Below are 2,087 nucleotides of genomic sequence, written 5' to 3'. Positions count from 1 at the left end.
GCCTAATGGAGGACGGGAATGTTTGGTAGGGCTTTCTCCCCAATTGTCGGTTTCGTTTGTCACGCCCGGTGGGCCAAAGTTTTCGTTTCCCCATGGAAGCTCCGGGGCTTCTCTACAGCGCTGTTTTGATTTGCGCGCTCAGCCCCTCCGCTTCGCCGCCCGGCAAGCCGGGCGGCGGCCCTTCGGGCTGGGGAAACGCGAACCGTCGATCGCTGGCAATCGTACCGCAAGCGGACGCGTTCCATCAATACTGCGAATCACGAGCCGGCAACCGCTTCGAAACACTCATTGAACACGGGCGGCGATGAGGCCGAGAATCCGGGGATGCGCCACGATCATCATCCCTGCTTCCTGCGCCGCATCGATCTCAACCGGAACCTGGCGCGCATCTATATTCTCATCCTTCAGCCGACCCTCTTCGGCGAGATGCCGCTCGTCCGCAGCGGGGGGCGTATCGGCACACGCGGCCGCGAGAAGTTCGAGCTGTTCGAAACTACCGACGAAGCGGCGGCAGCTTGGTCAAAGCTCGCCATCTGCAAAGCACAAGCGAGGATATTCCGACACGCGCTGGCGCGACAAACGGCCATCACCGAAGAGCAAGGCGAAGATGGCGGCAGATGCCCGCAGCCTTTTCATGCTCCCACTCCGAAGTGCTCGAAGGCGCTGTCGCCAGCAAAACTGAGGACGGCCTCCCTCAAGCCACTTCAACAATGATCCTGCGAAATGGCGCCGGCTTTATCCGACGAACGCCTCGCGCAACCGAGCGAACATGCCGGGCTGTCTCCCGTTAAGCGCTGCACGGATGTGACGGGCCGCCGTTGCCGCGTTGACCGTCGCGCCGAAATGGCAATAGCAGATGACCTCGTGCAATTGCCTGTCGGTCAGTTCGAAGAATCGCTTCGCTTCGCCGTAGCTGTCGTTTTCCAACCCGGCGGCGCGGAGGACAGGATCCTCGAAAGCGACCGAGATCGGCGAGCTGTCGCCGCGCATGGCCGCGCGTGCTCTAACCGGCTGATACTCGGTCTGGAGCAGCGTCGAGAGGCGCCGGTCCGGATCCCGTTCGAGGAGTTCCGCCCAACGCTCAAGACGTTCGCTGCGCGACATCGCCTGGCGCGGATAGTCCTGATCGACCTTGGCGACGATCTGCAGTTGCTCAAGCGCCTGATGCTTCATTTTGGCCTCCTATTCGACGATAGTTGGTCCCACCCATTTCCGACTTGATCCGGCAGAAAGCGTGACTCCAACGGATAGTGAAGTCCAATCACGATGACGCCTGGAGGGCTTCGTTCACGAAAATGTGGAGGCTTCGCAAGGATCTGGCCATCTAAGTTGGCGAACGCGGTCAAATGCGCGGCTGTTCGTCGATGTCAGTCTTGAGTCCGTGCCGATCGAGGTGATCGACGGGCAGAGTCTGTGCTGGCGTGGCCCGGCTCCATAGTTGAGCGGAAGCCATCGGTCCAGGCTGTGCATCGTCAGGATGGTAGCTGAACCAGCGAAACAGCCAATCAGGGGTCCCTTCGACCTTCAGAGACTGAGCAGTCGGCTGCCGCCAAGCGAGAATGAGGATCTCTCACTGCTGCGGCGCTGGCAACGGTGTGCCACCAAACCAACCAGCCGCATACGCAATCACGATCAATACCACGATCACGGCTACCACGCCGTACCAGAGGCGGCTGTTCTTGAAATCCATCGTTACCTCCCTGCCCGCTACGTGTTGGCCACTGGGCGAATTCCTTGAGCCTTTGGCCGTCATTTCCCAGACGAGCGACCCATTTGCCCTTTGGTAGGCACACAGTAGGCTGGATAAGGGGCTTTGAGAAGCGCACATACGACCGCGCCGGGCTGCTTTGAGGATATGGCTCCGACCGGTTACGCATGTTTCACAAGGTGAAATCGATCTGGATGGCGTCTTACGCTCACCGCCCGCCGCGCTTGAAGCACGCGCTGTGCGCCAGCAGGAGACCATCGCATTTGTCGACGTTTGTTCATACGCTGCGCATTTCGCAAAAGCCGGACAGGGGTTCCGCTAATTCCCGGACAGTGGTTTCGCTAATGTCGGGACAGTCTGGCGGCGTCGGTCCTCGGGT

General features: G+C 60.2%; 2 protein-coding genes. One reads left to right on the top strand and one right to left on the bottom strand.

What is annotated here, in order from left to right:
• Positions 1-288: 288 nt before the first annotated feature.
• Complete coding sequence (locus IQ26_RS38890; protein ID WP_240547485.1) at positions 289-714, top strand: WGR domain-containing protein; 426 nt, start codon at positions 289-291, stop codon at positions 712-714.
• A gap of 21 nt (positions 715-735) precedes the next feature.
• Here the strand turns inward: IQ26_RS38890 and IQ26_RS38885 are convergent, their stop codons facing one another.
• Positions 736-1,173, bottom strand: a complete 438-nt coding sequence (locus IQ26_RS38885; protein WP_145723578.1) for a hypothetical protein — start codon at positions 1,171-1,173, stop codon at positions 736-738.
• Positions 1,174-2,087: the final 914 nt, after the last annotated feature.

Source organism: Mesorhizobium tianshanense (genome assembly GCF_007830515.1).
Classification (GTDB): Bacteria; Pseudomonadota; Alphaproteobacteria; order Rhizobiales; family Rhizobiaceae; genus Mesorhizobium; species Mesorhizobium tianshanense.
This window is presented reverse-complemented; position numbering and strand designations above follow the sequence as displayed.

What these genes read in the sequence shown, in the direction of transcription:
- IQ26_RS38885 (WP_145723578.1), bottom strand. Translation starts at nt 1,173, where the DNA reads ATGAAGCATCAGGCGCTTGAGCAACTGCAGATCGTCGCCAAGGTCGAT.